The 23999-nt window shown below is 63.8% G+C and carries 22 protein-coding genes; 12 read left to right on the top strand and 10 right to left on the bottom strand.

Annotated elements, in window-relative coordinates; translation table 11 throughout:
• Window positions 1-348: 348 nt before the first annotated feature.
• Both ABE528_RS07980 and ABE528_RS07975 read left to right on the top strand, forming a co-directional pair.
• Complete coding sequence (locus ABE528_RS07980) at window positions 349-675, top strand: hypothetical protein (RefSeq protein WP_152954628.1); 327 nt, start codon at window positions 349-351, stop codon at window positions 673-675.
• Window positions 676-775: 100 nt separating this feature from the next.
• Window positions 776-1381 carry a flavin reductase family protein gene (locus tag ABE528_RS07975; RefSeq protein ID WP_346652620.1) on the top strand — a complete coding sequence of 202 codons (606 nt, stop codon included), beginning with the start codon at window positions 776-778 and terminating at the stop codon, window positions 1379-1381.
• Here ABE528_RS07975 and ABE528_RS07970 read toward each other — a convergent pair whose 3' ends face one another.
• Both ABE528_RS07970 and ABE528_RS07965 read right to left on the bottom strand, forming a co-directional pair.
• Entirely contained in the window at window positions 1382-1615 is a 234-nt protein-coding gene (locus tag ABE528_RS07970) for a hypothetical protein (RefSeq protein WP_256669046.1), read from the bottom strand.
• Between the two features lie 45 nt (window positions 1616-1660).
• Entirely contained in the window at window positions 1661-1954 is a 294-nt protein-coding gene (locus tag ABE528_RS07965) for an antibiotic biosynthesis monooxygenase family protein (RefSeq protein ID WP_103449332.1), read from the bottom strand.
• A 202-nt stretch (window positions 1955-2156) separates the two neighbouring features.
• On the opposite strand from ABE528_RS07965, the gene ABE528_RS07960 reads away from it, so the two are divergent.
• Window positions 2157-3077: an AraC family transcriptional regulator gene (locus tag ABE528_RS07960; RefSeq protein ID WP_346652619.1), complete on the top strand. Its 921-nt coding sequence runs from the start codon at window positions 2157-2159 to the stop codon at window positions 3075-3077.
• Window position 3078: 1 nt separating this feature from the next.
• Here ABE528_RS07960 and ABE528_RS07955 read toward each other — a convergent pair whose 3' ends face one another.
• On the bottom strand, window positions 3079-4716 hold the full coding sequence (locus ABE528_RS07955; RefSeq protein ID WP_346652618.1) for a 5-guanidino-2-oxopentanoate decarboxylase: 1638 nt from the start codon (window positions 4714-4716) through the stop codon (window positions 3079-3081).
• Between the two features lie 115 nt (window positions 4717-4831).
• Here ABE528_RS07955 and ABE528_RS07950 point away from each other — a divergent pair, with 115 nt between their 5' ends.
• The gene (locus ABE528_RS07950; RefSeq protein WP_346652617.1) at window positions 4832-5707 is read left to right on the top strand and encodes a LysR substrate-binding domain-containing protein; all 876 of its coding nucleotides are present in this window, start codon (window positions 4832-4834) and stop codon (window positions 5705-5707) included.
• 12 nt (window positions 5708-5719) lie between these two features.
• On the opposite strand, the gene ABE528_RS07945 is transcribed toward ABE528_RS07950, so the two are convergent.
• The gene (locus tag ABE528_RS07945; RefSeq protein WP_152954639.1) at window positions 5720-6334 is read right to left on the bottom strand and encodes an NAD(P)-dependent oxidoreductase; all 615 of its coding nucleotides are present in this window, start codon (window positions 6332-6334) and stop codon (window positions 5720-5722) included.
• A 108-nt stretch (window positions 6335-6442) separates the two neighbouring features.
• Between ABE528_RS07945 and ABE528_RS07940 the strand changes: the two genes are divergently transcribed.
• Window positions 6443-7351, top strand: a complete 909-nt coding sequence (locus ABE528_RS07940) for a LysR family transcriptional regulator (RefSeq protein ID WP_152954641.1) — start codon at window positions 6443-6445, stop codon at window positions 7349-7351.
• Window positions 7352-7401: 50 nt separating this feature from the next.
• On the opposite strand, the gene ABE528_RS07935 is transcribed toward ABE528_RS07940, so the two are convergent.
• Window positions 7402-8271, bottom strand: a complete 870-nt coding sequence (locus tag ABE528_RS07935; RefSeq protein WP_027917915.1) for an oxaloacetate decarboxylase — start codon at window positions 8269-8271, stop codon at window positions 7402-7404.
• A gap of 354 nt (window positions 8272-8625) precedes the next feature.
• Here ABE528_RS07935 and ABE528_RS07930 point away from each other — a divergent pair, with 354 nt between their 5' ends.
• Window positions 8626-10077, top strand: a complete 1452-nt coding sequence (locus tag ABE528_RS07930) for an MDR family MFS transporter (RefSeq protein ID WP_346652616.1) — start codon at window positions 8626-8628, stop codon at window positions 10075-10077.
• 82 nt (window positions 10078-10159) lie between these two features.
• On the opposite strand, the gene ABE528_RS07925 is transcribed toward ABE528_RS07930, so the two are convergent.
• Window positions 10160-10792: a TetR family transcriptional regulator gene (locus ABE528_RS07925; protein WP_152954646.1), complete on the bottom strand. Its 633-nt coding sequence runs from the start codon at window positions 10790-10792 to the stop codon at window positions 10160-10162.
• A gap of 249 nt (window positions 10793-11041) precedes the next feature.
• Here ABE528_RS07925 and ttgA point away from each other — a divergent pair, with 249 nt between their 5' ends.
• From ttgA to ABE528_RS07895, 6 genes are all read left to right on the top strand, one after another.
• Window positions 11042-12196, top strand: a complete 1155-nt coding sequence (ttgA, locus tag ABE528_RS07920; protein WP_152954648.1) for a toluene efflux RND transporter periplasmic adaptor subunit TtgA — start codon at window positions 11042-11044, stop codon at window positions 12194-12196.
• A gap of 3 nt (window positions 12197-12199) precedes the next feature.
• The gene (ttgB, locus tag ABE528_RS07915; protein WP_152954650.1) at window positions 12200-15352 is read left to right on the top strand and encodes a multidrug efflux RND transporter permease subunit TtgB; all 3153 of its coding nucleotides are present in this window, start codon (window positions 12200-12202) and stop codon (window positions 15350-15352) included.
• The gene (locus ABE528_RS07910; RefSeq protein ID WP_346652615.1) at window positions 15349-16803 is read left to right on the top strand and encodes an AdeC/AdeK/OprM family multidrug efflux complex outer membrane factor; all 1455 of its coding nucleotides are present in this window, start codon (window positions 15349-15351) and stop codon (window positions 16801-16803) included. Before ttgB ends, ABE528_RS07910 begins: the two co-directional genes overlap by 4 nt.
• A 238-nt stretch (window positions 16804-17041) precedes the next feature.
• Window positions 17042-18298: an OprD family porin gene (locus ABE528_RS07905; protein ID WP_152954653.1), complete on the top strand. Its 1257-nt coding sequence runs from the start codon at window positions 17042-17044 to the stop codon at window positions 18296-18298.
• Window positions 18299-18443: 145 nt separating this feature from the next.
• Entirely contained in the window at window positions 18444-19367 is a 924-nt protein-coding gene (locus tag ABE528_RS07900; protein ID WP_152954655.1) for a LysR family transcriptional regulator, read from the top strand.
• A 71-nt stretch (window positions 19368-19438) separates the two neighbouring features.
• A complete protein-coding gene (locus tag ABE528_RS07895; RefSeq protein WP_152954657.1) occupies window positions 19439-19951 on the top strand; it encodes an Mpo1-like protein in 513 nt (170 codons plus the stop codon).
• On the opposite strand, the gene pcaC is transcribed toward ABE528_RS07895, so the two are convergent.
• Genes pcaC through ABE528_RS07875 form a run of 4 tightly spaced genes read right to left on the bottom strand, consistent with a single transcriptional unit; the run spans window position 19948 to window position 23805 of the window.
• The gene (pcaC, locus tag ABE528_RS07890) at window positions 19948-20340 is read right to left on the bottom strand and encodes a 4-carboxymuconolactone decarboxylase (protein WP_028635111.1); all 393 of its coding nucleotides are present in this window, start codon (window positions 20338-20340) and stop codon (window positions 19948-19950) included. The genes ABE528_RS07895 and pcaC overlap by 4 nt on opposite strands.
• Before the next feature lie 10 nt (window positions 20341-20350).
• Window positions 20351-21142 carry a 3-oxoadipate enol-lactonase gene (gene pcaD, locus ABE528_RS07885; protein WP_346652614.1) on the bottom strand — a complete coding sequence of 264 codons (792 nt, stop codon included), beginning with the start codon at window positions 21140-21142 and terminating at the stop codon, window positions 20351-20353.
• Window positions 21143-21153: 11 nt separating this feature from the next.
• A complete protein-coding gene (locus tag ABE528_RS07880) occupies window positions 21154-22506 on the bottom strand; it encodes a 3-carboxy-cis,cis-muconate cycloisomerase (RefSeq protein WP_346652613.1) in 1353 nt (450 codons plus the stop codon).
• 9 nt (window positions 22507-22515) lie between these two features.
• Complete coding sequence (locus ABE528_RS07875) at window positions 22516-23805, bottom strand: MFS family transporter (protein WP_346652612.1); 1290 nt, start codon at window positions 23803-23805, stop codon at window positions 22516-22518.
• Window positions 23806-23999: the final 194 nt, after the last annotated feature.

Here is a 23999-nt window from a genome sequence, read left to right as displayed (position 1 = left end):
CCGCTCCGGAATTGGGTGCGGCGATGGTGCGGAGCAGGGCCTGAAAAATCGGTTGGCGATATATGAAAAAAGCGTCATACGTTGTTACAAATTTAGATTTTTCGTTCTTAACTGCCGATTAATCCCATTCCCTCATTCTGCAATGGCTGACGAAGCATTGCGCTCGCCTTGGGCATAAAGCACCTCATCCAGAAGCTTCAGCACCCGCTGGATTACCCAGCGTGCGGCCTAAAATATCTATTAATTCGATTATTAGTCGCTATTTTTTGCGCTTTTTAATCAAATTAATCGGCGTAGCATTAAACCCATAGAAGCAAACACCCTCTCGCACCCAAAGGAGCAACGACCATGAAAAGCAAACTGATCCTCACCCTGGCCCTCTCGGTATTCGCTGCTGGCGCCTTCGCCGAAGATGGTTTTGAACGCACCAACGCCCACACCTTCGCCGCCGCCCAATCTCAGTCGGCCAGCTACGCCGAAGACGGCTTCGACCACACTGGCGCACAGCGCTTCGCCGAAGATGGTTTCGACCGCACTGGCGGCCAACGCTTCGCCGAAGACGGCTTCGATCACACGGGCGCTCAGCGCTTCACCGAAGATGGTTTCGATCGCACTGGCGGCCAACGCTTCGCCGAAGATGGCTTCGACCGCACCAACGCTCACCGCATCAGCTGACCCCTGTGCGCGCTACCAGCCCGGCCTTGGCCGGGCTTGATCATTTCCAGGCGGACAAAGGCTTGGCACACTAGGCGCCTCGTTCCCAGGATGTTGGCAGATGTACTACTACGAACCCGCCAAAGGCCACGGCCTGCCCCACGACCCGTTCAACGCCATCGTCGGCCCGCGCCCGATAGGCTGGATCTCCTCGCAGAGCCAGGACGGCCAACTGAACCTCGCGCCGTACAGCTTCTTCAACGCGTTCAACTACATTCCACCGATCATCGGTTTCTGCAGCGTCGGGCGCAAAGACAGCCTGAACAACATCGAGCAGACCGGCGAATTCGTCTGGAACCTGGCTACCCGGCCACTGGCCGAGCAGATGAACCAGAGTTGCGCGGCCGTCGCCGCCGATATCAACGAGTTCGAACTGAGCGGCTTGACTGCGGTGCCATCGAACATCGTCAAAGTGCCACGCGTAGGCGAAACGCCGGTGGCCTTCGAGTGCAAGGTGAGCCAGATCGTCCAGCTCAAGCGTGCCGACCAGGAGCTGGTACCGAGCTGGCTGATTCTGGGTGAAGTGGTGGCGGTGCACATTGCCGAGCACCTGCTGAAGAACGGCATCTACGATACCGCTGCCGCCGAGCCGATCCTGCGTGGCGGTGGCCCGGCGGATTACTTCGAGTTGGGCAACCTGTTCAAGATGGCTCGCCCACAGGCCTGATCACCAGATCAGTTCGCCTTCCTCGCCCACGCCCTGCAGGCGTGCAAGCTCGGCGCAGGCGGCTTCGTCAGCCGCCACGGCGCTTTTGAACACTTGCTCGTCGAGTACCTTGTGAAAGCGCGGTGCGCCGCCCATGCCCAGTGCCTTGACCGCAATGGCGGCGTTATAGCCACCGCCTTCCACCGGGACCATCGCCGAAACCGCTTCGAACTGCGGGAATTCCTTACGTGCCATGTTGCCATCCGCCTGTTGATCGAGGGGCGGCATTCTAACCACGTTTCAATCGAAGGTATGCAAGTCGAGGCTGCTGACGACCTGCGCCTGAACCAGCTCGCCGAACACATTGAGGGTAGGCGAGGCGAAGTAGCCACTCATCGCCTGCTGATCCTGCCAACTGCCGCTGAGCAGCCACAGGTCGGCGTCGGCCTGGGAGCGCTGCACGGTGAAGCTGAGGCAGCCGGGGGTGCGCAAGGACGGCTCCAGCAGGTCGCGCAGGCGGGCGCCGAGTTCGGCGGAACGACCGCTGCTGGCACGGATGAAAGCCAGATGGGTGACCGGTTGTCGTAGGGTCATTGCACGATCTCCTTGAAGCAGGCGGGCGGAAATACCAGGCTGCCAAGGTTAGGGGCTGGCACGCGCGACGCGTTAGGCCATTACTGCTCACCGATTGCCTGATCCTGCAGCACGGCAGGATCAGGCAATCGACGTGCAGCTTTCGACTAGCGCCAGCCATTGCCCAAACCTATGCTGCGTCGGTCAGCAGAGGAACGCCATCATGACCACAGCACCGTCCATCGACCCGACACTGGAAGTACAACGCCAGGAACTGGCCGACCTGATTCGCAGGCACGCCGGTGACCCCTACGGCCCCGCCTCGGCCATCGACGACCTGTATCTGGTGCGCTACTCCGAAAACGTCCGATCCGTGCCGACCCTGGCTCAACCGGCTTTGTGCATCCTGGCGCAAGGCAGCAAGAGCCTGTTCCTCGGCGACGAACAGTACGCCTACGACCCACTGCACTACATGGTGGTATCGGTGACCTTGCCGCTGAGCGGCGTGAGGCTGGACGCCAGCCCGGAGAACCCGAGCCTCGGCTTGCGCATGGACCTCGACCCGGCTGAAATCAGCCAGCTGATCGCAGAGAGCGGACCGATGCTGGTGCCCAACCTGCCCTCCGGCCGCGGCCTGTATGTGGAACGCACCGACCCGCAGTTGCTCGACGCGCTGCTGCGGCTGGTCCGCTTGCTGGACTCACCGCGCGACATCGGCATGCTCGCGCCGCTGATTCGCCGCGAGATTCTCTACCGCCTGCTGCGTGGGCCTCAGGGTTATCGACTGTACGAAATCGCCCTGGCCAACAGCCAGACCCACCGGGTGTGCCAGGCCATCACCTGGCTCAACCAGAACTTCCAGCAACCGCTGCGCATCGAGGACCTGGCCCGCGAGGTCAACCTCAGCACCTCGACCCTGCATCACCGCTTCAAGGCCGTGACCTCCATGAGCCCGCTGCAGTACCAAAAGCAACTGCGCCTGCAGGAGGCGCGGCGGCTGATGCTCAACGATGGCCTGGAAGCAGCGGTGGCGGGCTATCGGGTGGGGTACGAAAGCCCATCGCAGTTCAGCCGCGAGTACAGCCGGCTGTATGGCGCACCGCCGATCCGTGATGTGGCCCGGCTGCGGGCCAGTGTGGGCTGAGCTAGCCCGCTACTGCCGCCTGCCACTGGTTCTGGTCGACCTGGATCAAGGTCGGCCCCTTGCGCTCGACCGCCCTGCCAAGCGCAGCCTGCAGCTGCCCGACATCGGCCACATGCTCGGCCTCGGCACCCAATGCCCGGGCCACGCCAATGAAGTCCGGGGTATGGATATCCACGCCGACCGGCTCGATCGCCCGGTTGACCATGTACTTCTTGATCTCTTCGTAACCCTGGTTATTCCACAGCAGCACGATCAACGGCACCTGCGCCTCCACCGCGCTGGCAAGCTCCGGCAAGGTGAACTGCAGCCCACCGTCGCCAATCAGGCACACCGCTGGCGCACGCTCGGCCGCTTGCTCGGCGCTGCCCAGCCAGGCCCCCATCGCTGCAGGCAATGCATAACCCAAAGTGCCGTAACCGGTCGAAGCATTGAACCAGCGGCGCGGCTGATCCATGTCCAGGGTCAGGTTGCCGGTGTACACCGGCTGGGTCGAGTCACCGACCAGAATGGCGTTGGGCAGGCTTTGCAGAATGCTGTTCAGCAGGCGTGTCTGGCTCAGCGTCGGCTGGTCCCAGCCCGTTGCCAACACATCACGCAGGCGCTGCGCCCGGGCAACGCCCCAGCCCTCGGCACGCACCGGTGCTGGTAGCTGATGCAAGGCCTCGAGCAGAGACTGAGCGGCCAGCTCGGCATCCGCGACCAGCGCCAGCTCCGGCAGATAGTTGCGCACGGTCTGGTCCGGGTCGATGTCGATACGCAGCAAGCTGCCGGGAATCTTGAAACCGCCCTTGAAGGTCACGTCATAGTCGGTCTCGGCCAGCTCGGTGCCGATTGCCAACACCACATCAGCCTCTTCCACCAGCTCACGGGTGGCAACCAACGATTGGGTCGAACCGATCTGCAACGGGTGGCTGGCCGGCAGCAGGCCTTTGGCATTGATGGTCAGTGCCACCGGCGCCTGCAGGTGCTCGGCCAGCAGCGCCAGCGGTGCACCGGCAGCCAGCGCACCGCCACCGGCCAGGATCAGCGGCCGGCGAGCCTTGGCCAGGCGCTCGGCCATGGCGGCCACGGCCTGCGGGGCGGCACCTGCGCGGGCACTGCGCACAGGGCGGCCAGGCAGCAGATGGTCGGCGGGCTCGACCAGTACGTCCAGCGGGATCTCGATATGCACTGGCCGCGGGCGGGCGCCATCGAACACGGCAAAGGCGCGCGCCAGTACCTGGGGCAGGTCATCGGCGCTCATCAGTGTCTGCGAGAACGCCGCCACGCCCGCCACCAGCGCGGCCTGGTTCGGCAGCTCGTGCAGCTTGCCGCGGCCACCGCCCAGTTGATCGCGTGACTGCACGCTGGAGATCACCAGCATCGGAATCGAATCGGCATAGGCCTGGCCCATGGCGGTGGTGATGTTGGTCATCCCTGGGCCGGTGATGATGAAACACACGCCAGGCTTGCCACGGGTACGCGCATAGCCATCAGCCATGAACCCGGCGCCCTGCTCGTGGCGCGGAGTGATGTGGCGTATCGACGAGCCCGCCAGGCCACGGTAGAGCTCCACGGTATGTACGCCGGGGATGCCGAAGACATGGTCCACGCCATAGCCTTCAAGGAGTTTGACCAGTACTTCGCCGCAGGTTGCCATCGGATGTCACCTTGGATTTTGTTGGAAATCTGCGCCCATTGGACCCAAGGCAGTGCTACCGCCACAATGCAAAAAAACACATACTAGCCATGTCCTGCAATCATGGCTCAGCGCAATGAAACGGCTACCGCCCCTGCCCGCCCTCTACACCTTTCTGGTCACCGCCCAGCACTGCAATTTCACCCGTGCCGCGCAGCAGTTGCACATCACTCAGGGCGCCGTGAGCCGGCAGATCGCCGGGCTCGAGGAACACCTGGGCTACGCCTTGTTCCAGCGCCAGGCGCGTGGCCTGAGCCTGACCCGCGAGGGCCAGGACTGGCTGCCACGGGTGCAGCAGATCTTCAGCCTTGTCGAACAAGGCGTGCGCGAAGTGGGCGGGCGCAGCGCCACCTTGCAGCTCAAGGCACCGACCTGCGTGATGCGCTGGCTGCTGCCGCGGCTGATGGAGTGGCAGGCGCTGCGGCCGGACGTGCCGGTCGAGCTGACCACCACGGTGCAGCACGGTGTGGATTTTCGCCGTGAGGGGTTCGATGCCGCCGTGGTCTATGGCGATGCGCCGAACCATGGGCTGCGGGTGCGCAAGCTGTTCGACGAGCAACTGACACCGGTGTGCGCGCCTTCGCTGATGAACGGGCCGGTTCCGCTGCAAAAGATCCAGGACCTGGCGCGCCATATGCTGTTGCACCCTTCCCGTGATGAGCATGACTGGCGATTGTGGCTACAGGCAGCAGGCGTGAACCTGGAGGCACAGGGGCCCAAGCAGCACTTCGAAACGCTGGACATGGCGATGGCCATGGCGTCGCAGGGAACCGGAGTGGCGATTGGTGACTGGGCGCTGATCGGTGATGACTTGCGCGGGGGGCGGCTGTGCATGCCGTTTGCGCTGAAGGTACAGACCGGCAAAGGCTATTACCTGGTGAGCCAGGCAAAGAGCTTGCCGCAGGGGCTGGTGGAGCTCATGGACTGGCTGGAGAGCCAGAGCAGCCCATGAGCAGTCGTTTTCTCAGTAACCGACAGTGAAGCGCTGGCGCGAGTGCGCGGGGTTCTCCAGCTCATCGAGCATGGCGATGGCATAGTCGGCAAAGGTAATCGTGCTTTTGCCATCCGCGCCGATCAGCAGATGGTCCTTGCCCAGTTTGTAGTGCCCGCTGCGCTCGCCTTCGACAAACTCCGCCGATGGCGACAGGAAGGTCCAGTCCAGTGTCGGCTCCTGGCGCAGCACTTCGAGAAAGCGCACGCCGGCAGTGGCTTCAGCCTTGTAGGCTTCAGGGAAGTCCGGGCTGTCGATCACGCGATGCCCGGAAGGCAGCAGCAGGCTGCCCGCACCGCCGACCACCAGCAGGCGCTTGACCCCGGCGCGCTTGACCGGCTCGATGATGGCGTGGGGTTCGAGGGTGGAGAAGTGCGCAGCACTGAGCACCGCATCGGCACCCGCAACCGCCTGCTGCAAGGCTGCACTGTCCTTGGCATCCAGCGCCTGGGTGGTGACCCCCTCACGCCCCTGCAACTTCGAGGGGTCACGGGCGATGGCCACGACGCTGTGGCCACGGCGCAGGGCTTCTTCCAGCAGTTGGCTGCCGGCACGGCCGGTGGCACCGATGATTGCGATCTTGCTCATGGGTAGATTCTCCAGCAGTTGAACAACGAATACGCACAGCTTAGTTGCCCGATCCATGACAAAAAATGCGATGCTCAGACATAGTTTGTTTCTGAAATCGGGCAAATCATGGACCGTCTCAACGCCATGCGCGTTTTCGTCACCGTCGTCGACCTGGGCAGCCAGTCGGCAGCGGCAGACCAGCTGCAGCTTTCACGGCCAGTGGTGTCGCGCTACCTGGCCGAACTGGAGGACTGGGTGGGCGCACGGCTGATGCAGCGCACCACGCGCAAGCTCAGCCTGACTGCCGCCGGCCAGGAAACCCTGCCCCGCTGCCGGCAGTTGCTGGAATTGGCCGGCGACCTGCAGGCCGCCGTGCAACAACCGGAAGATGCGCCCAAGGGTGCCCTGCGCATCAGCGTCAGTACGTCGTTTGGCCAAGCGCAGCTGGTGGATGCGGTCGCCGATTATGTGCGGCGCTACCCAGGCGTGAAGGTTGAACTGCAGATGCTCGATCGCACGGTCAACCTGGTGGACGAGCGTATCGACCTGGCGATCCGCACCAGCAACGACCTGGACCCGAACCTGATCGCCAGGCGCCTGACCGTGTGCCGCTCGGTGATCTGCGCATCGCCCGCCTACCTGCGCGAGCACGGCACGCCGCAACGGGTCGAGGAGCTGAGCCAGCACAACTGCCTGACCCATGCCTATTTCGGCCACAGCCTGTGGCATTTCGAGGTGGGCGGCCAGCAGATTGCCGTGCCGGTGCAAGGCAACATCAGCGCCAACGAGGTCATGACCCTGCAAAACGCGACGCTGGCAGGTGCCGGTATTGCCATGCTGCCAACCTACCAGGCAGCCACGGCATTGCGCAGCGGTGCCCTGGTGCGCCTGCTGGCTGACGCGCGGCCACGGGAGCTGAACCTGAACGCGGTCTACACCTCGCGCAAGCATATGCCGGCAACCTTGCGCAGCATGCTGGATTTTCTGGTGCAGCGGTTCAAGGATGAACCGGAGTGGGACCGCGACCTGTATTGACTAGGTCGAAGGTTCAACTGCCGCCCTTTGGTTGGGCGGCGCCACGCCGATCACTCCTCGACGCTCATGTACTCCTTGGCCCAGCGGATGTAGTCCTCAGGCTGGGTGTAGGTGTGCGAGAGCTCGGTGGCGCTGAGGTTCTCGGACTTGTTCTGCTGGCCGCGCTGCAGGCGCAGGCAGTCATAGGTGGCCTTGATCGCGGCAAAGTAAGCGGCATGGCCATCGACCACGATGCGCACGCCCAGGCGAGCAAGGCGCTCGTCGTCGCGCAGGTTGGGGTTGGCGTAGGTCACCAGCATCAGCGGCACGGTCAGGTGCTCGGCAATCTGCTCCAGCTGCTCGAAGTCTTTTACCCCGACCATGCAGATACCGTCGGCACCAGCCTTCTGGTAGCTCTGGGTGCGGACGATGATTTCTTCGGTGGTGAGCACCCCGGCGTTGGTCCGGGCGATGATCGACAGCGAGGAGTCGACGCGCGCTTCCAGGGCCGCACGGATCTTGCCCACGCCCTCTTCGACCGAGATCAGGTCAGTGGACTTGCGCCCGAACTGGGCAGGCAACAGGGTGTCTTCGATGGTCAGCGCAGCCACGCCGGCGCGCTCCAGCTCGATGACCGTGCGCATGACGTTGAGCGCATTGCCGTAACCGTGGTCGGCATCGGCAAGCACCGGCAGTTGCGCCACGCGGCCAATGCGGGTGGCCTGCTCGACGAACTCGCTCAAGGTGATCAGGGCGAAGTCCGGTGCGGCCAGCACCTGCAACGAAGCCACCGAACCGCCGAGAATGCCGACTTCGAAGCCCAGGTCGGCAGCGATGCGCGCCGACATCGGGTCGAACACGGAGGCGGTGTGGTAGCAGGAACCTGAAGCGAGCAGCTCGCGGAAGGCAAAACGCAGATCTTGATGGGAAGCCTTGGGCATGATCACTCCGCTTATATATGTAGAAATTGAACGGTTGCTACCGACCCCTGAATCGGGTCTACCTGACCTGTTCCAACCGTCGCCATCTGGGCGGTCATGCTCGACATGCAGGCAGAGGAATAAAAGGTGTGGGAGACAGCGGCGTACCCAGCCTGCGGCAAATTGCTGCACCAAGCTGGTGCGGGCCGCGGCTTTCAGCCCCTGTGGCATACCAACGATATCACGCGGCCATGCAGCACTGGATGAATGCGCCAATGCCGATCTTGCATAGGCGATGCAGATAGTACATAGGAAGCTACCTAACTCGGGTTACAATCCGGCTATTCGCGTCACCCTTCCAGACAAGGTGCCCCCGTGACTGCCGCCCTGCCCCCGACCGTCCTGCGCAACGTGTTGACCGCCCTGATGCTGGCGATCTTCCTCGGCGCCCTCGACCAGACCATCGTCGCCGTCTCCCTGCCGGCCATCTCGGCGCAGTTCAATGACGTCGGCCTGCTGGCCTGGGTGATTTCCGGCTACATGGTGGCGATGACCGTGGCCGTGCCGATCTACGGCAAGCTCGGCGACCTGTATGGCCGGCGGCGCATGATCCTCACCGGCATCAGCCTGTTCACGCTGGCCTCGATCGCCTGCGCCCTGGCCCAGGACATGCAGCAACTGGTCATGGCGCGCGTGCTGCAAGGCATCGGTGCCGGCGGCATGGTGTCGGTGAGCCAGGCGATCATCGGCGACTTCGTGCCACCGCGTGAACGCGGCCGTTACCAGGGCTATTTCAGCAGCATGTACGCCGTGGCCAGCGTGGCCGGGCCAGTGCTCGGCGGCTGGCTGACCGAGTACCTGTCCTGGCGCTGGGTGTTCTGGATCAACCTGCCGCTGGGCCTGGTCGCGCTGTGGGCGATCCGCCGCGCCTTGGCCGGCATGCCAGTGCAGCACCGTCAGGCCCGGGTGGATTACCTCGGCGCCGTGCTGTTGATTCTCGGCCTGGGCAGTTTGCTGCTGGGCATCACCCTGGTCGGCCAGGGGCAGCCCTGGAGCGCACCACCCGTGCTGGCGCTGTTCGCCTGCGCGGTGCTCGGGCTGGCGCTGTTCATCGGCCATGAGCGGCGCTGCCAGGAACCGCTGCTGCCCATGGGCCTGTTTGGCAACCGTGTGGCTGTGCTGTGCTGGGGGGTGATCTTCTTCGCCAGCTTCCAGTCGATCTCGCTGACCATGCTGATGCCGCTGCGCTACCAGGGCATCACCGGCGCCGGGGCCGACAGCGCTGCGCTGCACCTGCTGCCGCTGGCCATGGGCCTGCCCTTGGGCGCCTTCACCGGTGGCCGCATGACCAGCCGCACCGGGCGCTTCAAACCACAGATTCTGGCGGGCGCCGTGCTGATGCCCGTGGCGATCTTCGCCATGGCCATCACCCCACCGCAGTCTGGCTTGCTCAGTGCCGTGTTCATGCTGCTGACCGGCATCGCCTGTGGTTTGCAGTTCCCCACCTCGCTGGTGGGCACACAGAGCGCGGTGGACAGCAAGGATATCGGGGTGGCCACCAGCACCACCAACCTGTTCCGCTCGCTCGGCGGGGCCATGGGCGTGGCGTGCATGTCCAGCCTGCTGCTGGCGCTGCTGCAACAGGGTGGTTTCGAGTTGCTGGGCAACCCGCTGCTGGGGAGCCTGAAGGCGGGCGAAGCGGATCCGCACACGCAGTTGCGGCTGCTGGAAACGTTCCGTCACCTGCTGCTGGGCAGTGCGGGGATTGCCTTGCTGGGCCTGCTAGCAGCCCTGGCGCTGCCGGACCGGCAATTGCGCGGCCGCTGAGGGCTGCGCAGCTGCCGCCGTTAGGTATTAATGCTCACTTAATACACAAGGGAAACACTTCCTCACAATCCTTAACAAAGTGTCATTTGCGCAGCGCAGGGCTCAAGCGCAGCATATCCAGCCCTGTGTCGACCCATTTTTCCGCGTCGCGCAGCAGATCGAAACTGTCCGGCAGCAACAACCAGCGCCCGATCAGGCCATCGACATAGGCGAACAGAGCCACGGCCGCTCGTTCTATATCCATATCCGCAGGTAGCTGGCCACGGCGCACGGCATTGGCGAAAGCCAGCTTGATGCCCTCATGGCAATCCAGCACCGCGCCTTGGCGCTGCTGGCGAATGTCACACATGTCATCGGTGAACTCGCACTTATGATGCAGGATTTCATTGATACGCCGGGTACGGGCGTCCAGCACCAGCTCGTTGAGCACCTGCAGCAGCAGCTTGCGCATGCAGCCGAGCGGGTCCAGTTCGTCTTCGCTTTCACTGGCCCGCGCCAGGTGGTCATGCGTTTCATGCAGGCTGTCGAGCAGCGCCTGCACCAGCTCCGCCTTGTTGTTGAAGTGCCAGTAGATCGCCCCCCGGGTAACGCCCGCCAGTTCGGCGATGTCGGCCAGGGTGGTTCGCGCAACACCGCGCTTGTAGAAGGCCTTTTCCGCAGCCTCGATGATCTGGGCGCGGGTTTCCTGGGCTTCTTCTTTGGTTCGACGGACCATGGCAGTACAACCTCATCTGGGCCCGCTGCGCTCGCGGGGAATCCGCCGGGGTCACCTCTGCAGGGTGCCTCCCGGATGGGCTAATCAAGGGCTGTGGTAGTAGCCAAGTACTACCCAGCGGTATTTACAAACAACCATGAATGTAAGTATATTCCTTAGCAAGCTATTTATCCACCGGATAGTTTTTTTCTGACAAGACTCTTCCATTACTCTTGAGCGTCTCCCTGCTCTTGCGACCCGAGGATCCTCATGCAATTCAAGCCAGCCGTTACCGCTCTGGTTTCCGCCGTCGCCCTGGCAACCCTGCTAGGTGGCTGTAAGAAAGAAGAAGCCGCGCCCGCAGCGCAGGCTCCTCAGGTCGGCGTCGTGACCATCCAGCCGCAACCCTTCACCCTGACCACGGAACTGCCGGGGCGCACCAGCGCCTACCGCATCGCCGAAGTGCGCCCGCAGGTCAACGGCATCATCCTCAAGCGCCTGTTCAAGGAAGGCAGCGAGGTCAAGGAAGGCCAACAGCTGTACCAGATCGACCCGGCCGTGTACGAAGCCACCCTGGCCAACGCCCAGGCCAACCTGCAGTCGACCAAGTCGCTGGCCGAGCGCTACAAGCAGCTGGTCAACGAACAGGCGGTGTCGAAACAGGAATACGACGATGCCAGTGCCAAACGATTGCAGGCCGAAGCTTCGCTGAAAAGCGCGCAGATCGACCTGCGCTACACCAAGGTCCTCGCCCCGATCAGCGGCCGCATCGGGCGCTCCGCAGTTACCGAAGGGGCCCTGGTGAACAATGGCCAGACCAACGCCATGGCTACTATCCAGCAGCTCGACCCGATCTACGTCGACGTCACCCAGTCCACTGCCGAGCTGCTCAAGCTGCGCCGTGACCTGGAAAGCGGCCAGCTGCAGAAAGCTGGCGACAACGCCGCCTCGGTGCAGCTGGTGCTGGAAGACGGCAGCCTGCTGAAGCAGGAAGGCCGCCTGGAGTTCTCCGAAGTCGCGGTCGACGAGACCACCGGTTCGGTGACCCTGCGTGCGCTGTTCCCCAACCCCGATCACACCCTGCTGCCAGGCATGTTCGTGCATGCGCGGCTCAAGGCCGGGGTCAACGCCAACGCCATCCTGGCCCCGCAGCAGGGCGTGACCCGCGACCTCAAGGGCGCGCCGACCGCACTGGTGGTCAACCAGGAGAACAAGGTCGAACTGCGCCAGCTCAAGGCCAGCCGTACCCTGGGCAGCGACTGGCTGATCGAGGAAGGCTTGAACCCGGGCGACCGCCTGATCACCGAAGGCCTGCAGTACGTGCGCCCAGGTGTCGAGGTCAAGGTCAGCGACGCCACCAACGTCAAGCAGCCAGGCAAACCTGATCAGGCCAGTGCGGCCAAAGCAGACGCCAAAGCGGAGTAAACCATGTCGAAGTTCTTTATCGATCGCCCGATCTTCGCCTGGGTGATCGCCTTGGTGATCATGCTGGTCGGCGCCTTGTCGATCCTGAAGCTGCCGATCAACCAGTACCCGAGCATTGCGCCGCCAGCCATCGCCATCGCCGTGACCTACCCGGGCGCCTCGGCGCAGACGGTGCAGGACACCGTGGTGCAGGTCATCGAGCAGCAGCTCAACGGTATCGACAACCTGCGTTATGTGTCGTCGGAAAGTAACTCCGACGGCAGCATGACCATTACCGCCACCTTCGAGCAGGGCACCAACCCTGACACCGCCCAGGTCCAGGTACAGAACAAGCTGAACCTGGCCACCCCGCTGCTGCCGCAGGAAGTGCAGCAGCAAGGTATCCGCGTCACCAAGGCAGTGAAGAACTTCCTGCTGGTGATCGGCCTGGTGTCCGAAGACGGCAGCATGACCAAGGACGACCTGGCCAACTACATCGTCTCCAACATGCAGGACCCGATTTCGCGGACTGCCGGTGTGGGTGACTTCCAGGTGTTCGGTGCGCAGTACGCCATGCGTATCTGGCTCGATCCGGCCAAGCTGAACAAGTTCCAGCTGACCCCGGTCGACGTCAAGACCGCGGTTGCCGCGCAGAACGTGCAGGTGTCCTCCGGCCAGCTCGGCGGCCTGCCGGCCATGCCGGGTACCCAGCTGAACGCCACCATCATCGGCAAGACCCGCCTGCAGACCGCCGAGCAGTTCGAGAAGATCCTGCTCAAGGTCAACAACGACGGTTCGCAGGTGCGTCTGGGCGATGTTGCCCAGGTCGGCCTGGGCGGTGAAAACTACGCGGTCAGCGCACAGTTCAACGGCAAGCCGGCTTCCGGCCTTGCGGTAAAACTGGCTACCGGCGCCAACGCCCTGGACACCGCCAAGGCCCTGCGCAAGACCATTTCCGACCTGGAACCGTTCTTCCCGCCTGGGGTGAAAGCGGTATTCCCGTATGACACCACCCCGGTGGTCACCGAATCGATCAGCGGCGTGATCCACACCCTGATCGAAGCCGTGGTCCTGGTGTTCCTGGTGATGTACCTGTTCCTGCAGAACTTCCGCGCCACCATCATCACCACCATGACCGTACCGGTGGTGTTGCTGGGTACCTTCGGCATCCTTGCCGCCGCGGGCTTCAGCATCAACACCCTGACCATGTTCGCCATGGTCCTGGCCATCGGCTTGCTGGTGGACGACGCCATCGTCGTGGTGGAGAACGTCGAACGGGTGATGTCCGAGGAAGGCCTGCCGCCCAAGGAGGCGACCAAGCGCTCCATGGAGCAGATCCAGGGCGCCCTGGTGGGTATCGCCCTGGTGCTGTCGGCGGTACTGCTGCCCATGGCGTTCTTCGGCGGCTCCACCGGTGTGATCTACCGGCAGTTCTCCATCACCATCGTCTCGGCCATGGGCCTGTCGGTACTGGTGGCGCTGATCTTCACCCCGGCCTTGTGCGCAACCATGCTCAAGCCGCTGAAGAAAGGCGAGCACCACACCGCCAAAGGCGGCTTCTTCGGCTGGTTCAACCGCAACTTCGACCGCAGCGTCAACGGCTATGAACGCAGCGTCGGCGCGATCCTGCGCAACAAGGTGCCGTTCCTGCTGGCCTACGCGCTGATCGTGGTCGGCATGATCTGGCTGTTTGCCCGCATCCCCACCGCGTTCCTGCCTGAAGAAGACCAGGGTGTACTGTTCGCCCAGGTGCAGACGCCGGCCGGCTCCAGTGCCGAGCGTACCCAGGTAGTGGTCGACCAGATGCGTGAGTACCTGCTCAAGGAAGAATCCGACACCGTGGCATCGGTGTTCACCGTCAACGGCTTCAACTTCGCTGGCCGTGGCCAGAGCTCGGGCATGGCGTTCATCATGCTCAAGCCGTGGGGTGAGCGTTCGGCCGAGAACAGCGTGTTCAACCTGTCGCAACGTGCCCAGCAGCACTTCTTCAGCTTCCGCGATGCGATGGTGTTCGCCTTCGCCCCGCCGGCGGTGCTCGAACTGGGTAACGCCACCGGCTTCGACGTGTTCCTGCAGGACCGCGCCGGTGTCGGCCATGCCAAGCTGATGGAAGCGCGCAACCAGTTCCTGGCCAAGGCCGCGCAGAGCAAGGTGCTGATGGCGGTGCGCCCGAACGGCCTGAACGACGAACCGCAGTACCAGCTGACCATCGATGACGAACGTGCCAGCGCCCTGGGCGTGACCATCGCCGACATCAACAACACCCTGTCGATTGCCCTGGGTGCCAGCTACGTCAACGACTTCATCGACCGTGGCCGGGTCAAGAAGGTGTACATCCAGGGTGAACCCAACTCGCGGATGAGCCCGGAAGACCTGCAGAAGTGGTACGTGCGCAACGGCGCCGGCGAGATGGTACCGTTCTCCTCCTTCGCCAAGGGTGAGTGGAGCTACGGTTCGCCGAAGCTGTCGCGTTACAACGGCGTCGAAGCGATGGAAATCCTCGGTGCCCCGGCGCCAGGCTACAGTACCGGTGAAGCCATGGCCGAAGTCGAGCGTATCGCCGGCGAACTGCCAGCCGGTATCGGCTTCTCCTGGACCGGCATGTCCTACGAGGAAAAACTCTCCGGCTCGCAGATGCCGGCGCTGTTCGCCCTCTCGGTACTGTTCGTGTTCCTCTGCCTGGCAGCCCTGTACGAAAGCTGGTCGATCCCGATCGCCGTGGTGCTGGTAGTACCGCTGGGTATCATCGGTGCACTGATCGCCACCAGCCTGCGCGGGTTGTCCAACGACGTGTACTTCCTGGTCGGCCTGTTGACCACCATCGGCCTGGCGGCGAAGAACGCGATCCTGATCGTCGAATTCGCCAAGGAACTGCACGAACAGGGCCGCAGCCTGTACGACTCGGCCATCGAAGCGTGCCGCATGCGTCTGCGCCCGATCATCATGACCTCGCTGGCGTTCATCCTCGGCGTGGTACCGTTGACCATCGCCAGCGGCGCCGGCGCCGGCAGCCAGCACGCCATCGGCACCGGTGTGATCGGCGGCATGATCAGTGCGACCGTGCTGGCCATCTTCTGGGTACCGCTATTCTTCGTCGCAGTGTCGTCGCTGTTCGGCAGCAAAGAGCCGGAAAAGGACGCCACCCCTGAAACTCCACGTTATGAGGCTGGGCAATGACCAAGTCTTTGTTGTCCCTGGCGGTAACCGCTTTCATTCTCGGCGGCTGCTCGCTGATCCCTGATTACCAGACCCCGGAATCGCCGGTGGCTGCGCAGTGGCCGCAAGGCCCTGCGTACTCGCCGACCCAGTCGGCCGAGGTGGCCGCCGCCGAACAGGGCTGGCGCCAGTTCTTCCATGACCCGGCACTGCAGCAGCTGATCCAGACCTCGCTGGTGAACAACCGCGACCTGCGTGTGGCGGCGTTGAACATCGACGCCTACCGCGCCCAGTACCGCATCCAGCGTGCCGACCTGTTCCCGGCAGTGTCGGCCACCGCCAGCGGCAGCCGCCAGCGCGTGCCGGCGAACATGTCGACCAGCGGTGAATCCAGCATCACCAGCCAGTACTCGGCCACCCTGGGCGTCAGTGCCTATGAGCTGGACCTGTTCGGCCGCGTGCGCAGCCTGACCGAACAAGCCCTGGAAACTTACCTGTCCAGCGAGCAGGCGCGCCGCTCCACGCAGATCGCCCTGGTCGCCAGCGTGGCCAACGCCTACTACACCTGGCAGGCCGACCAGGCCCTGTTCAAGCTGACCGAAGAGACGCTCAAGACCTACGAGGAAAGCTACAACCTGACCCGTCGCAGCAACGAAGTCGGTGTGGCTTCGGCGCTCGACGTCAGCCAGTCGCGCACCGCCGTGGAAGGCGCACGGGTCAAGTACTCGCAGTACCAGCGCCTGGTTGCCCAGGACGTCAACAGCCTGACCGTGCTGCTGGGTACCGGCATTCCGGCCGACCTGGCCAAGCCGCTGGAGCTCAATGCCGACCAGTTGGCCGAAGTGCCGGCCGGCCTGCCGTCCGAGATTCTGCAGCGTCGCCCGGACATCCAGGAAGCCGAGCACCTGCTCAAGGCCGCCAATGCCAACATCGGCGCGGCCCGTGCAGCGTTCTTCCCGAGCATCAGCCTGACCGCCAATGCCGGCAGCCTGAGCCCCGACATGGGTCACCTGTTCGCGGGTGGCCAGGGTACCTGGCTGTTCCAGCCGCAGATCAACCTGCCGATCTTCAACGCCGGCAGCCTGAAGGCCAGCCTGGACTACTCGAAGATCCAGAAGGACATCAACGTCGCCAAGTACGAAAAGACCATCCAGACCGCCTTCCAGGAAGTCTCCGATGGCCTGGCGGCGCGCAAGACCTTCGAAGAGCAGCTGCAGGCGCAACGCGACCTGGTGCAGGCGAACCAGGACTACTACCGCCTGGCCGAGCGCCGCTACCGCATCGGTATCGACAGCAACCTGACCTTCCTCGATGCCCAGCGCAACCTGTACTCGTCGCAGCAGTCGCTGATCACCGACCGCCTCTCGCAGCTGACCAGCGAGGTCAACCTGTACAAGGCACTCGGCGGTGGCTGGTACGAGCAGACTGGCCAGGCCAACCAGCAGGCTTCGGTGGAAACGCCGAAGGGCTGATCAACCGGCAACAGCATCAAGCCCAGCCTCGCGCTGGGCTTTTTCTTGGGCAAAATTAACCAACCGGAACATAGCGTTCGATTATCGCCCAAAACCGTTTGCGGCGAATTGCCTCACCCCCGCGCAGCCCCGCACCATCCCCCACGCAACGCTTCGCAAGTTCATCAAAAGACCCGCACCTGCAGGCCGCATCCTGCCGAGCAGCGGGCAGCCCATAAAAACAAGAGATTTACGACAGATGAGCACTTCACAACCCGCACGCCAGCTGCTGCCCGGCCTGTTGGCCATTTCCTGCGCCCTGCCTGTATACGCCGCCGATAATGGCGGGTTCATGGAGGACGCCAAGGCCAGCCTCAACCTGCGCAACTTCTACATCAACCGCAACTTCGTCGACCCGGCCTACCCGCAAGGCAAGGCCGAAGAATGGACCCAGAGCTTCATCCTCGATGCCCGCTCCGGTTTCACCCAAGGCACCGTCGGCTTCGGCGTAGACGTGCTGGGCCTGTATTCGGTCAAGCTCGATGGCGGCAAAGGCACCACCAACACCCAGCTGCTGCCGGTACATGACGACGGCCGCCCCGCCGATGACTTCGGCCGCCTGGGCGTGGCATTGAAAGCCAAGCTGTCCCAGACCGAACTGAAAGTCGGCGAATGGATGCCGGTACTGCCGATCCTGCGCTCTGACGACGGCCGCTCGCTGCCGCAGACCTTCCGTGGTGGCCAGCTCACCTCGAAAGAGATCGAAGGCCTGACCCTCTATGCCGGCCAGTTCCGCGGCAACAGCCCGCGCAACGACGCCAGCATGGAGGACATGTCGCTCAACGGCCGCGCGGCCTTCACCTCGGACCGCTTCAACTTCGGCGGCGGTGAATACACCTTCAACGACAAGCGCACCATGATCGGCTTGTGGGACGCCCAGCTCAAGGACATCTACCGCCAGCAGTACCTCAACCTGGTGCACAGCCAGCCGTTGGGCGAATGGACCCTGGGGGCCAACCTGGGCTACTTCTGGGGCAAGGAAGACGGCGCGGAACGCGCAGGCCAGCTGGACAACAAAACCGCCTCGGCAATGCTGTCGGCGCGCTACAAGGGCAACACCTTCTACGTCGGCCTGCAGAAGGTAAGCGGTGACAATGCCTGGCTGCGGGTCAACGGCACCAGTGGCGGCACCCTGGCCAACGACAGCTACAACTCGAGCTTCGACAATGCCAAGGAGCGCTCCTGGCAGGTTCGTCACGACTTCAACTTCGTCAGCGTCGGCATTCCCGGCCTGACCCTGATGAACCGCTACATCAAGGGCGACAATGTCACCGCCGGTGGCGTGACCGACGGCAAGGAATGGGCGCGGGAAAGCGAACTGGCCTATGTGATCCAGTCCGGCACCTTCAAGGACCTGTCGGTGAAGTGGCGCAACTCCACCATGCGCCGGGACTTCAGCACCAACTCGTTCGATGAGAACCGGTTGATCGTGAGCTACCCGCTGAATCTTCTCTGAATCTGCTGGCCTTTCGCGGTTTTATCGGCGAAAGGCCAGCAGCCCTTTCAAATAACCAATAGAAATAAACAAATCAATAAACCTTCTTTGACGGAATATTAAGCAACCGCTTAAATTGAGCCCCGTTCCACCGCAGAGCCTCGACATGGACCTTCGCCAACTGCGCTACTTCATCGCCCTCACCGAATACCGCAGTTTCGTCCGCGCCGCCGAAGCCATGGGCATCACCCAACCCGCCTTCAGTCGGGCCATCCAGGGCCTGGAACAAACCTTCGGCTGCCCCTTGGTCGACCGCGCCAGCAAAGCCCTGCCCCCTACCCCCGAGGGCCTGGTGGTACTCCAACACGCCCGCCGCCTGGTGCAAGGCGCCACTCAGCTGAGCAACGAAGTACTGCAGATGACCAAGCTCGACGCGGGTGAACTGCATTTCGGCAGCGGCCCGGCCCTGGCCGTGCGCCTGGTCCCGCAAGCACTGCAACATTTCATTGCCAGCCACCCCGGTATCCGCACGGCACTGATGGTGGACAATGCCGAGCGCCTGGGCCAGGCCCTGCGCCGCGAGCAGATCGAGTTCTTCGTAGACGACATCCGCCCCTTCGAAGCCGACCCCAACTTCCACACCGAACCGCTCACCCCGCGCCCCGGGCTGTTCTTCTGCCGCCCTGGCCACCCGCTGCTGGCCAAGGACAGCCTGTCGACCAACGACCTGTTCGCCTACCCCTTGGCCAGCGCCCTGCTCGCCCCCGGCGTGCGCAAGCGCCTGGCCAACCTGAGCGGGCGCAGCGACTTCGTCCCGCACCTGCAGACCGAGCATCTGGCGGTGTTGCGCAGCGTGGTGCTGGCCAGCGATGCCGTGGGTACGGCCAGCGAAGAAGCCGTGGCCGACGACCTCGCCAGCGGGCACCTGGTGCGCCTGCACTGGCGCAACCTGCCACCGGCACTGGAGGTGCTGAGCGTGCGTTGCGGGGTAGTCAGCCGCAGCGGCTACCGGTTGTCACCGGCGGCACGGGCAATGATCGAGACCCTGGTGGGGCTGGATGCGCCAATGCGCGCTGCTGCCATTCGCTGAACTGATGATGGTGGTGGCTGCGGGCTATTCTCAGCTATATCGAGACATCGGCCCCCCAGGGAGGAACAACAATGAAAACCCTCGTCGAACACCTGAGCCAATACGCCAACTACCACCGCGACCCCCGCAACATCACCACCCACTTCGTCGGCATTCCGCTGATCGTGGTAGCCGTCACTGTGCTGCTGTCGCGCCCCGGCTGGGACGTTGCAGGGATCTGGTTATCCCCCGCCCTGCTCGCCGCAGCCGCTGCCGTGCGGTTCTACCTGCGCCTGGACCTGCGCTTCGGCCTGGTCATGGGCCTGTTGCTGGGCCTGTGCCTGTGGATCGGCCAGGCACTGGCCACGCAATCCACTGGCCTGTGGCTCAGCGCCGGGCTGGGTGCGTTCGTGGTGGGCTGGATCATCCAGTTCGTCGGGCATCATTACGAAGGCCGCAAGCCGGCATTCGTCGACGATATCAGCGGGCTGATCATTGGCCCGCTGTTCGTGGTGGCTGAAGCGGCGTTCATGTTGGGCCTGTGCCCGGCACTGAAACAGGCCGTGGAAGCCAATGCCGGGCCGGTGGCCATACGCGGGGTTTAACCCCGCGACTCTACGCCCAGCTCATCCCACACCGACTCGGCCAGGTGGAAGGTGGCATTGGCTGCCGGGATGCCGCAATAGATCGCGCTCTGCATCAGCACTTCCTTGATCTCGTCACGGGTCACGCCGTTGTTGGCCGCGGCGCGCAGGTGCAGCTTGAGCTCGTCGTTGCGGTTCATGCCGATCAACATGGCGATGGTGATCAGGCTGCGGGTATGACGCGGCAGGCCTGGGCGGGTCCAGATGTCACCCCAGGCGTGCCGGGTGATCATTTCCTGGAATTCGCCGTTGAAGTCGTTGAGCTTCTCCAGGCTGCGATCCACATGGGCATCGCCCAGTACCGCGCGGCGAACCTGCATGCCGGCGTCGTAACGTTGTTTCTCATCCATGGCCAATTCCTCAGCGAGCCAGCAGGAAGTCGAGCACGCGGCGGCTGAACGCCTCGCCGATCTCGACGTTGGACAGGTGCGCGGCCGGGAACTCGGCGTAGGTGGCACCGATGATACCGGCCTGCATGAAGCGGCCATGCTCAGGCGTGGTGACCACGTCTTCGGTACCGGCGACGATCAGTGTGGCCACCTGGATGCGGCCCAGTTGCTCACGGAAGTCGGCGTCACGCACGGCCGCGCAGTTGGCGGCATAACCTTCAGGGCTGGTCTGTGCCAGCATCTGGCAGATGCGCTGGGCCTCTTGCGGCTGCTGCTGGGCAAACGCCGGGGTGAACCAGCGAGCGATGGACGCATCGCGCAGGTCGACCATGGCTTGCTGGCCGCCCTTGAGCACGGTGTCGATACGGGTGTTCCACACCTCGTCGTTGGCAATTTTGGCGGCGGTGTTGCACAGGGTCAGGCTATGCAGGCGCGCGCCTGCATGAATACCCAGCCACTGGCCGATCAGGCCGCCCATGGACAGGCCGACGAAGTGCGCGTGCTGGATGTCCAGCGCGTCGAGCAGCGCCAGTACATCCTGGCCCAGTTGCTCGACGCTGTACGGGCCTTCAGTGACCTGCGAAGCGCCGTGGCCACGGGTGTCGTAGCGCAACACGCGGAAGTGTTCGCTCCACAGCGGGATCTGGCTGTCCCACATGCCAAGGTCGGTACCCAGCGAGTTGGACAGGACCAGCACCGGAGCATCGGCCGGGCCGTCGAGTTGGTAGTTCAGTACGCCATCGGCCAGTTGCAAGTGCGCCACAGCGGTCTCCTTCAGGCAGTCAAACGTTGATGTTCAGCCACGGCGCGCGCCACCCAGACGCGGGCCTGGCCGAGGTAATGGGCAGGGTCGAGCAGGCGGTCGAGTTCTTCCGCGCTCAGTTCGGCACTGACCTGCGGCTCGTCACCCAGTACGGCGCGCAAATGGCGCTGTTCGGCCACGGCCCGCTGGCAGCACTGCTCCAGCAAGTGGTGGGCACGGTCACGGCCCAGGCGCTGGGCAAGCACGATGCTGACCGCCTCGGCCAGCACCAGGCCCTGGGTCAGCTCGAGGTTGCGGCGCATGCGCTCGGCGTCCACTTCCATGCCTTCGGCGATCACCTGGGCCTGGCGCAGGGCGCCAGAAACCAGGCAGCAGATGTCCGGCAAGGTTTCCCATTCGGCATGCCACAGGCCGAGGCTGCGCTCGTGCTCCTGGGGCATGGCGGCGAACAGCGTCGACAGCAGGCCCGGCACGCGGGTAGCAGCGCCGATCAGCACGGCGGCGCCCACCGGGTTGCGCTTGTGCGGCATGGTCGAGGAACCGCCCTTGCCCGGCGCGGACGGCTCGAACACCTCACCGGCTTCGGTCTGCATCAGCAGGCTGACATCACGGCCGAACTTGCCCAGGCTGCCGGCAACCAGGCCCAGCACCGAAGCGAACTCCACCAGGCGATCACGCTGGGTGTGCCAAGGTTGCTCGGGCAAGCTCAGCTGCAGTTGTTCGGCCAGCGCTTCTGCCACCGGCATGGCTTTGCTACCCAGGGCTGCCAGGCTGCCGGATGCACCGCCAAACTGCAGCACCAGCAAACGCGGGCGCAGTTCCTGCAGGCGCTGGCGATGGCGGGTCAATGCACCGAGCACACCCGCCAGCTTCATGCCCAAGGTCACTGGCGTGGCGTGTTGCAGCCAGGTGCGGCCAACCAGCGGCGTGTCGGCATGCTGCAGGGCCTGACGCGCCAGGGTCTCGGCCAGCTTGCCAAGGTCTGCTTCGACCAGGTCCAGTGCCGCGCGCAACTGCAAGACCAGCCCGGTATCCATCGCATCCTGGCTGGTAGCGCCCAGGTGCACGTAGCGTTCGGCTTCAGGCACACCACTGGCGATTACCTTGCCCAGCGCCTTGACCAGCGGGATCGCCGAGTTGCCGGCGGTGGCGATGGCATCGGCCAGGGCGCGCACGTCATAGCGCTCGGCCTGGCAGGCCGCTTCGATGGCCGCCACGGCACTGTGCGGCACCAGGCCGGCAGCGGCCTCGGCACGGGCCAGCGCGGCCTCGAAGTCGAGCATGCCCTGCAGGCGGCCACGGTCGGAGAATACGTCGCGCATGGCCGGCGCGGTGAAGTAGGCGTCGAACAGTTGGTTGCTCATGCAACGTCCTTAATCATCGTGGTGCAGGTATTGCGCCTGCTTCGGCAGGCGCAGGCTGAACAGGAAGGCAATTGCCATCATGGCCGTCACGTACCAGTAGAAGGTGTTTTCCATGCCCAGGGTCTTCAGGCCCAGGGCGACGTATTCGGCCGAACCACCGAACGCTGCGTTGGCCACCGCGTAGGCCAGGCCCACGCCCAGCGCACGGACCTGCGGCGGGAACATCTCGGCTTTCACCAGGCCACTGATCGAGGTGTAGAAACTGACGATGCACAGGGCCAGGGTGATCAGCACGAAGGCCATGAACGGGCTGGTCACGGTCTTCAGCGCCATCAGCAGCGGCACGGTGCAGATCGTGCCCAGCGCGCCGAACAGCAGCATCGAGTTACGCCGGCCGATGCGATCGGAGAGCATGCCGAAGAATGGCTGCATCACCATGTACAGGAACAGCGCTCCCGTCATCACGAAACTGGCCGTCTTCGCATTCATGCCTGCGGTGTTGACCAGGTACTTCTGCATGTAGGTGGTGAAGGTGTAGAAAATCAGCGAGCCACCGGCGGTGTAGCCCAGCACGGTGATGAACGCTGCGGTGTGGTTGCGGAACAGCCCCTTGATGGTGCCGGCGTCCTTGTCCTTGCGGGTTTCGGCGCTGCTGGTCTCGTGCAGCGAGCGGCGCAGCATCAGCGAGATCAGCGCGGCGATGGCGCCGACCACGAACGGAATGCGCCAGCCCCAGCCACGCAGCTCTTCCTCGGTCAGCAGCTGTTGCATGATTACCACCACCAGCACCGCCAGCAACTGGCCACCGATCAGGGTCACGTACTGGAACGACGCGAAGAAGCCGCGTTGACCGCGCAGGGCTACTTCACTCATGTAGGTCGCGGTGGTGCCGTACTCACCCCCCACCGACAGGCCCTGGATCAGCCGCGCGAGCAGCAGCAGCGCCGGCGCCCAGGCGCCGATGCTCGAGTAGGTCGGCAGGCAGGCGATCATCAGGGAGCCGAAGCACATCATCAGCACCGAGATCATCAGGGAATTCTTGCGGCCATGGCGGTCGGCCAGGCGGCCGAAGATCCAGCCACCGATCGGACGCATCAGGAAACCTGCAGCAAATACACCAGCCGTGTTGAGCAACTGCACGGTGGGGTCGTCGGAGGGGAAGAAGGACGCGGCGAAGTAGATCGCGCTGAAGGCATAGACGTAGAAGTCGAACCATTCCACCAGGTTGCCCGAAGAGGCACCGACGATGGCGAAGATGCGTTTGCTGCGCTCTTCACCGGTGTAATAGGTTGAGGTCATGGTGTGTTTACTCCTGAAGGGTCACAGGTAAGTCTAGACATACCTAGTAACACACTCGTTCCGCCTGCAGGCTGGCAATTGGCCTTGTGTCGTAAGTGCCGGCCGCTTCGCGGGGATAACCCCCCCCCCCACCGGGGGGGGGGGGGGCCCCGGGGGGGGGGGGTTTACCGCGCACAGGGCGGGTGAGATCTCAC

It is taken from the genome of Pseudomonas sp. TWI628, assembly GCF_039673865.1.
Classification (GTDB): domain Bacteria; phylum Pseudomonadota; class Gammaproteobacteria; order Pseudomonadales; family Pseudomonadaceae; genus Aquipseudomonas.
The sequence above is the reverse complement of the archived record's forward strand: the minus strand, read 5'-3'. Positions and strand labels throughout refer to the sequence as shown.

What these genes read in the sequence shown, in the direction of transcription:
- ABE528_RS07980 (WP_152954628.1), top strand. Translation starts at nt 349, where the DNA reads ATGAAAAGCAAACTGATCCTCACCCTGGCCCTCTCGGTATTCGCTGCT.
- ABE528_RS07975 (WP_346652620.1), top strand. Translation starts at nt 776, where the DNA reads ATGTACTACTACGAACCCGCCAAAGGCCACGGCCTGCCCCACGACCCG.
- ABE528_RS07970 (WP_256669046.1), bottom strand. Translation starts at nt 1,615, where the DNA reads ATGGCACGTAAGGAATTCCCGCAGTTCGAAGCGGTTTCGGCGATGGTC.
- ABE528_RS07965 (WP_103449332.1), bottom strand. Translation starts at nt 1,954, where the DNA reads ATGACCCTACGACAACCGGTCACCCATCTGGCTTTCATCCGTGCCAGC.
- ABE528_RS07960 (WP_346652619.1), top strand. Translation starts at nt 2,157, where the DNA reads ATGACCACAGCACCGTCCATCGACCCGACACTGGAAGTACAACGCCAG.
- ABE528_RS07955 (WP_346652618.1), bottom strand. Translation starts at nt 4,716, where the DNA reads ATGGCAACCTGCGGCGAAGTACTGGTCAAACTCCTTGAAGGCTATGGC.
- ABE528_RS07950 (WP_346652617.1), top strand. Translation starts at nt 4,832, where the DNA reads ATGAAACGGCTACCGCCCCTGCCCGCCCTCTACACCTTTCTGGTCACC.
- ABE528_RS07945 (WP_152954639.1), bottom strand. Translation starts at nt 6,334, where the DNA reads ATGAGCAAGATCGCAATCATCGGTGCCACCGGCCGTGCCGGCAGCCAA.
- ABE528_RS07940 (WP_152954641.1), top strand. Translation starts at nt 6,443, where the DNA reads ATGGACCGTCTCAACGCCATGCGCGTTTTCGTCACCGTCGTCGACCTG.
- ABE528_RS07935 (WP_027917915.1), bottom strand. Translation starts at nt 8,271, where the DNA reads ATGCCCAAGGCTTCCCATCAAGATCTGCGTTTTGCCTTCCGCGAGCTG.
- ABE528_RS07925 (WP_152954646.1), bottom strand. Translation starts at nt 10,792, where the DNA reads ATGGTCCGTCGAACCAAAGAAGAAGCCCAGGAAACCCGCGCCCAGATC.
- ttgA (WP_152954648.1), top strand. Translation starts at nt 11,042, where the DNA reads ATGCAATTCAAGCCAGCCGTTACCGCTCTGGTTTCCGCCGTCGCCCTG.
- ttgB (WP_152954650.1), top strand. Translation starts at nt 12,200, where the DNA reads ATGTCGAAGTTCTTTATCGATCGCCCGATCTTCGCCTGGGTGATCGCC.
- ABE528_RS07910 (WP_346652615.1), top strand. Translation starts at nt 15,349, where the DNA reads ATGACCAAGTCTTTGTTGTCCCTGGCGGTAACCGCTTTCATTCTCGGC.
- ABE528_RS07905 (WP_152954653.1), top strand. Translation starts at nt 17,042, where the DNA reads ATGAGCACTTCACAACCCGCACGCCAGCTGCTGCCCGGCCTGTTGGCC.
- ABE528_RS07900 (WP_152954655.1), top strand. Translation starts at nt 18,444, where the DNA reads ATGGACCTTCGCCAACTGCGCTACTTCATCGCCCTCACCGAATACCGC.
- ABE528_RS07895 (WP_152954657.1), top strand. Translation starts at nt 19,439, where the DNA reads ATGAAAACCCTCGTCGAACACCTGAGCCAATACGCCAACTACCACCGC.
- pcaC (WP_028635111.1), bottom strand. Translation starts at nt 20,340, where the DNA reads ATGGATGAGAAACAACGTTACGACGCCGGCATGCAGGTTCGCCGCGCG.
- ABE528_RS07880 (WP_346652613.1), bottom strand. Translation starts at nt 22,506, where the DNA reads ATGAGCAACCAACTGTTCGACGCCTACTTCACCGCGCCGGCCATGCGC.
- ABE528_RS07875 (WP_346652612.1), bottom strand. Translation starts at nt 23,805, where the DNA reads ATGACCTCAACCTATTACACCGGTGAAGAGCGCAGCAAACGCATCTTC.